This is a genomic window from Methanocrinis sp. (assembly GCF_049974945.1).
Taxonomy (GTDB): domain Archaea; phylum Halobacteriota; class Methanosarcinia; order Methanotrichales; family Methanotrichaceae; genus Methanocrinis.
Map to the genome: position 1 here is coordinate 1 of NZ_JBNGCU010000100.1, position 5,668 is coordinate 5,668.

Below are 5,668 nucleotides of genomic sequence, written 5' to 3' on the forward strand. Positions count from 1 at the left end.
TCTTCATCGACGGAGAGGCGGTGTCCGTGGGGAGGGCCCCATCGGTGGCAGAGATCAAGGGGATCTCGAGAGGTGAGATGGTGGTCCGATTGATCGGCCATCGAGGCCGAAAAGCTGATATGCCCGCCAGGAGAGTCGTCATGGGGCCCGATATTGATGTTGAAAATCGGATACCTGAAACTGAACAATCCACTTGCGATCATTTCATCAGACGGTTCCGGCTATCTTGGGAGCTTCGATGGCTCTGCAGGCCTGATAATGCTCGGACGCTTCAACCTGGACGAGATCTCTCCCTCAGAGATAAAGAGGGCGATAGATCGGGTCAGCACCCGATCCGCCCGTGGGTTCTCAGTCGTTGGAGGAGGGCTCGAAGAGCTGGCGGAGGCGGCCGAGATGGCGGCCCGGGAGGGGCACCTCATGGAGGTGGAACTTCCCCGAAACGAGGGGATCTGTGATCTCGTCGGACCGGTCAAGAATGCGGGAGCTGTCCTCTCGGTCAGGGCGAGCCGCGACGCCGTCGAGGATCTGGGGTCGCTGGCCAGGGAGCTGAGAGAGGCGGGTGCCGACCTACTCCATCTCGACCTTAGGGGCCTTGGGCCCGCTGCACTCAAAGTCGTGAAGAAGGTCTCTGACGCCGGAGCGCCGCCCTTGGTGGTCAGGTTTGATCTCGGCGACTTCGAGGGCGCCAGGGACGTCCTCTCGATGGGAGCGGATATTATATCCCTCTCCGAGAATGCCGATCCCGATTTCGTCGCATGGCTCGCCGACACCCTCAAGAGGTTCTACGAGATCGTGGGCTGGTACAACGCACCAAAGCACATCTGTTCCGGGGGCGACCTTAGAGGCATGGCCTTCTGCTGCCCGCCGGTAAAAAACTGCCCCCTCCTCGGAGCCCTGAAGAAGATCGGCGTGACCCCCCAAGAGTTCGTCAAAAGGAAGCTTGAGCTGACGAGGGACACGCCGCTGGAGCCCGGCGAGGGGACCTGCTTTGGAAGCCTCGCCTGGTGCTGTAAGATCACAAAGCCCTGTTTCATGAGGGACGCGGTCCTGGACAGGCACGGCATCTCTCCTGACGAGTACATGAGGCTGAAGAAGAAGCTGGCGGAGGACCTGCTGAAGGCATGAAGATTAGTCCGGACCGGGTGGCCCAGGCGGCACTGCTGGCGATGGTGATCGAGCTCTCCTCCACCCCCAAGCCGGGGAACGTCGATCGGGGGCACGACTTCGAGGAGATCAAGTTTCACCACTTCCTGATCAGCGCTGTATCCGCATATCCGGTCTTCAGGGATGCTGCCCTGGGGTCGGAGCCGACGGGCGCCCTCATTCGAAGGGCGGTCTCGTCCTGGAGGGGATGGGGCCTATCTCAGAACACCCACTTTGGCACCGTCACCCTCCTCGTTCCCCTGGCGGTGGCCGCAGGAAGGGGCGGGGATCTGAGGGGGGAGGTCGAAGGGGTGCTGGAGGAGACGACGGCAGAGGATGCGGTCGAGTTCTACGCCGCCTTCGCCCTCGCCGGGGCGAGGGTCGCGGAGGTGGAAGATCTGAGCCTGAAGGACCCCACCTCCCTGAACCGGGTCCGCTCTGGGAAAAAGACGCTCCTGGATCTGATGCGCCTCTCCTCGGACCACGACCTGGTGGCGAGAGAGTGGTCGACGGGGTTTGAGAGGAGCTTTGCGCTCTCAGAGCATCTAATCGGAAAGGTGGCAGATCTGGGCCTGAACGACGGGGTGGTGATGACCTACCTGGAGGCCCTGGCAGAGGTCCCCGACAGCCTCGTCGCCTCGAAGTTCGGCGTCGAGACGGCGAAGGAGGCGTCGGTGAGGGCAGGATCGATCCTCGGCCTTGAAGTTGAAGAGACGCTCCGGCTCGCAGAGGAGCTGGACCGAGAGTTCATTGAGGAGGATATAAACCCGGGGTCCACGGCTGACCTGATGGGAGCAGCCCTATTCATATCCCTGGCTGAAGGCGCCATTCTGAGGTGTGAAGAATGATGATTTACGATCTTGAGGAGATCGAAGAGCTCGGAATATTCGACGGAATAAATGAGATCATAGCCACCACAGAGAACAAGCTGGGGGCGTTCAACGCGGCTCCTCTGGGGCTGATCAGGAGGGGCGACGTTCTATCGGTGAGGCTCTTTGCCGGGTCTCACACCTACGAGAACATCATGTCCAAAGGGAAGTTCGTCGCCAACGTATCCCACGATCCGATGTTATTTGTGGAGACCGCCCTCAACGACATCCCCGAGGACAAATTCGTCGAGAGGGACGGGGAGCTGACCCTCAAGGAGGCCGAGGCCTGGGCCCTGTTCAAGTGCGAGCCGAAGAACCTGGACATCGCCCTCCCGGAGGTCGAGTTCGTCAAGGGCGAGGTCCTGGAGAGGGAGTTTCGGGCCGTGAACCGGGGGATCAACCTGGTCGTTGAGGCAGCAGTCGCGGCGACCCGCTACGTCGCCCTCAAAAGCGACCTGTACCTGGAGGAGATCTTCAGGATCAGGCGGATCGTCGGCCGGTGCGGCGGGCCCCGGGAGATCGAGGCGATGGATCGGCTGGATGAGCTTATCGAGCGGTTCGATTGAGCCGATTGACGTCGACGGGTGATCATGCAGGAGAGGCTCTCTTCGGGCTGTGAGGGGCTGGACCGGCTCCTCGGTGGGGGGTTTGAGCCGGGGATCATAACCCAGATCTACGGCGAGGCCGGGACCGGCAAGACGAACATACTTCTTCAGCTGGCGGTGGAGGCCGTCGCCCGGGGGTTCAAGGTGATCTTCATCGACACCGAGGGTTTCTCGGTCGAGAGGTTCAGGCAGATCGCGGGAGAGGGGGCGAAGGAGGTCGGAGCGAAGATCGTCGTCTTTGAGCCTCTGAACCTGGAGCAGCAGCACGCATCGATAAAAGACGCCACCAGGATCATGGGAAAGGAGTTCGGCCTGTTGATCCTCGACTCGGCGACCTCTCTATACAGGGCGGCCTTCGAGGGGGAGGACAACAGGCCCGTGAGGAGGTCTCTTGCGGTGCAGCTGGGCGAGCTTCAGGAGATGGCGAGGAGGCACCGGATCCCAGTGGTGGTGACAAATCAGGTCTACATGGAGATCGAGACCGGAAACCTCAGGCCTCTCGGCGGGATGGCCATGGACCACGCCACCAAGACCTCGATCTTCCTCGAGAAGAGGGGCGAGGGGAAGAGGCTCGCAAGGCTCATGAAGCACAGGTCAATGCCCGAGGGCACGACCGCAGAGATCCGGATCACCGCGAGAGGCGTCGAGTGATCGGCTCGCCGATTCTAATTCGTCAGCACTCTTCGGCGCGCGATATCGCTCGGCTTAAAAAAAGTTTGCCCGGAGTGCGGCTCCAGGCCTCAGGGGACGTACTTATAGATGTAATCGGCCTCTGTCACCCCGTAGAGCTCTCCTCCGGCAGCATGGATCTCCTTCAGGGGATTTCTAAATCCGCCGGTCTCGATCTCGGTCCAGGACCCGACGGAGTCGTCGTACATCCAGAGCTCTCCATCGGCTTTGAGGCGGTAGAGGAGGTTATGGACAGAAGAGTCTTCGATGCGCTGGTCGGCGATGAACGTCTTGGCGGGGTCGCTCGCCTTCTCCCAGATCTCGTCGTCTTCAGACCACCGATAGATATCGCGGCTGTGATAGTCTCTCGCATAGATCGTTCCCGGGTTGAACCCGCGGCCGTAGACCGCGCTGAAATCCAGATCTCCGGCCGGCAGCATCTTCCAGTCCAGGGGCGTCCCTGTGTACTTCAATACAACCCCCACGGCGACGCCTTCAGACGTATATCTCTCGGCGAGGAGGTAAAGTTCTGATGGACTTCTCTCGTAGGGGAAGCCCATTCCCACCAAGTATCCCCCACCTGCTGCCGCATAGTCTACGATCGGGCCCATGCTCTGACGCGATGGTGCCAGCTCTCCTATCTGCACCCACTCCCAGGGGGTTCCTGTATACTCGTAGATCTCCCAGTCGTCCTCCGGGTTCGTGGCGTAGAGCTTCGTTCCTCCGGCGTAAATGTCGGCGGCAGGGCCACCCACTTGGGTCCACTCCATGGGAGTGCCCTTGAACTCGTATACGCCCATCCCCGCCGGGTCAAGCCCGTAGAGCCTGCTCTCCACCCCCCCCGTCGCCGCGAACTTCTTTCCGGGGTTGCCCACCTTCGTCCATCGATCTGGAGTTCCGTTGTATCTGTATATGTCTCCAGTCCGGTTGGAGGTTGCAAATAGCCTGATATTGTCCGCTGGTATGTCGCCTGTCGGGTAGGGCTGTCCGCTGTTTTCGATGGAGATCCCGTGCTTCACGACCACGGCGTCCACCCTCTGATCCCAGAGCCTATCCCATGCTGCGGAGGCGCTGCAGGAGAGGAGCAGCATCCCCAGCAGGGATAAGGTTAGTAATTTATTCATAGACATATTTTGGATTATAATCTATATGAAGATATCCGCATCACTGGGTTTTGCAGTTCCGTTGGGCCGTCTGATGGGAAAAGGCGGAGGATTTTCATGAAATTAAAAGAATATCTACCTCGTAAAAACGTTCGGGACCGCACAAAGATCTTTGGACCATAATCTTTAAATGGGATGAATGATAAGTAATAAGTTGCCCACTTGTGATATGTGGCCTTCGTGCAAGTCAGAAGGTGGCAGCACGGCCAAGCTCGATGGTGCCAAGGCAATTGCCGAGTTGGCCTGGCAAAGATGCAAAAGGAGTGAAGTCCTTTTGTGTCCAAAATGTTGAAGGGCCTGGTTAAAGCCGATGAGCAAGTGGGCGCAAGATAAATTTTCTATCGTTTATTCGATTGGACTTTATCTGTAGGGGGCAGAATGCCCCCTGATTCAGGGGGCCTAGATCCTCATTCCGCGATCGCCCTGAGCATTGTACTGTTCTGCGAGAGCAGCTCTTTGGTGATCGTCCATTTGGCCTCGTCCTTCTCGACAAAGGGCGTGTTGGCTATGGTTATATCCTCAGGCATGGTCAGGATGATCGTCATCACCACGTCGTTCTTGTCGGTTTCGACGATCTCGTCGGGGCTGAAGACGCGATCGAGGTAGAGCTGGAACTCGTAAGATCCGTTATCCTCCTTCCAGGTTGCTCCTCGTATATCGGTCACAGGGACCTTTCTCTTTGCGATCCACTCGTAGACCATGTATTCAGTGTAATCCTCCTCAAAGCTGTAGTTTCTGCTCTCGTAGTTGGTGTTCAGCTCCGGTATCAGCTGCTCGACCTGCCAGGAGAGCTGAGAGAGCTCCGATCCCGCCTGGGACTTGTCGGCGATGGCGCTGAAGTTGACCAGGGCCATCCCATCTTCGTCGATGACGATCTCCTGGCTGGACTGAATGCATCCGGAGAAGGCCGCAGCAGAGAGAACGGCCGCCAAGATGAAAACCATTTTTTTCCCCTTGTGATTCATTTTTACCCTCCTCCGACGATTAAGGCGGCGAATATATTAGAATATATCTCTCTCCCATCTTTTAGAGGATTCCTGTGAAGAACGTCCGAAGGACAGGTCCGGCACAGCTAACATTAACGTGGCGGCCTTACCCCGAGATCGCTGTATAATATCGGTCTATTGAGAGGCTTCCTGTTCATCGGGCGTAGAGGAGCGTTAAAAGGACTGATATTTCATAAAAAGCCAAACTGCATTACATAAAAATTACATTAAAC

General features: G+C 58.0%; 6 protein-coding genes. 4 read left to right on the forward strand and 2 right to left on the reverse strand.

Going from position 1 to position 5,668, the window contains the following annotated elements; all coding sequences use genetic code 11:
* Window positions 1–156 precede the first annotated feature (156 nt).
* The 4 genes from ACP5EL_RS08775 to radB are packed head-to-tail and all read left to right on the forward strand — an operon-like array spanning window position 157 to window position 3,268.
* Entirely contained in the window at window positions 157–1,125 is a 969-nt protein-coding gene (locus tag ACP5EL_RS08775) for a methanogenesis marker 9 domain-containing protein (RefSeq protein WP_428402132.1), read from the forward strand.
* Window positions 1,122–1,991 (forward strand): triphosphoribosyl-dephospho-CoA synthase, encoded by an 870-nt coding sequence (locus tag ACP5EL_RS08780; RefSeq protein ID WP_428402133.1) that lies wholly within the window; start codon window positions 1,122–1,124, stop codon window positions 1,989–1,991. The genes ACP5EL_RS08775 and ACP5EL_RS08780 overlap by 4 nt, the downstream gene beginning before the upstream one ends.
* The gene (locus ACP5EL_RS08785) at window positions 1,988–2,578 is read left to right on the forward strand and encodes a DUF447 domain-containing protein (RefSeq protein ID WP_428402134.1); all 591 of its coding nucleotides are present in this window, start codon (window positions 1,988–1,990) and stop codon (window positions 2,576–2,578) included. Before ACP5EL_RS08780 ends, ACP5EL_RS08785 begins: the two co-directional genes overlap by 4 nt.
* A gap of 24 nt (window positions 2,579–2,602) precedes the next feature.
* Window positions 2,603–3,268 carry a DNA repair and recombination protein RadB gene (gene radB, locus ACP5EL_RS08790; RefSeq protein ID WP_428402136.1) on the forward strand — a complete coding sequence of 222 codons (666 nt, stop codon included), beginning with the start codon at window positions 2,603–2,605 and terminating at the stop codon, window positions 3,266–3,268.
* A gap of 89 nt (window positions 3,269–3,357) precedes the next feature.
* Here the strand turns inward: radB and ACP5EL_RS08795 are convergent, their stop codons facing one another.
* Together ACP5EL_RS08795 and ACP5EL_RS08800 are read right to left on the reverse strand one after the other, a co-directional pair.
* Window positions 3,358–4,410 carry a hypothetical protein gene (locus tag ACP5EL_RS08795; RefSeq protein WP_428402137.1) on the reverse strand — a complete coding sequence of 351 codons (1,053 nt, stop codon included), beginning with the start codon at window positions 4,408–4,410 and terminating at the stop codon, window positions 3,358–3,360.
* A 446-nt stretch (window positions 4,411–4,856) separates the two neighbouring features.
* Entirely contained in the window at window positions 4,857–5,381 is a 525-nt protein-coding gene (locus ACP5EL_RS08800; RefSeq protein ID WP_428402138.1) for a hypothetical protein, read from the reverse strand.
* Window positions 5,382–5,668: the final 287 nt, after the last annotated feature.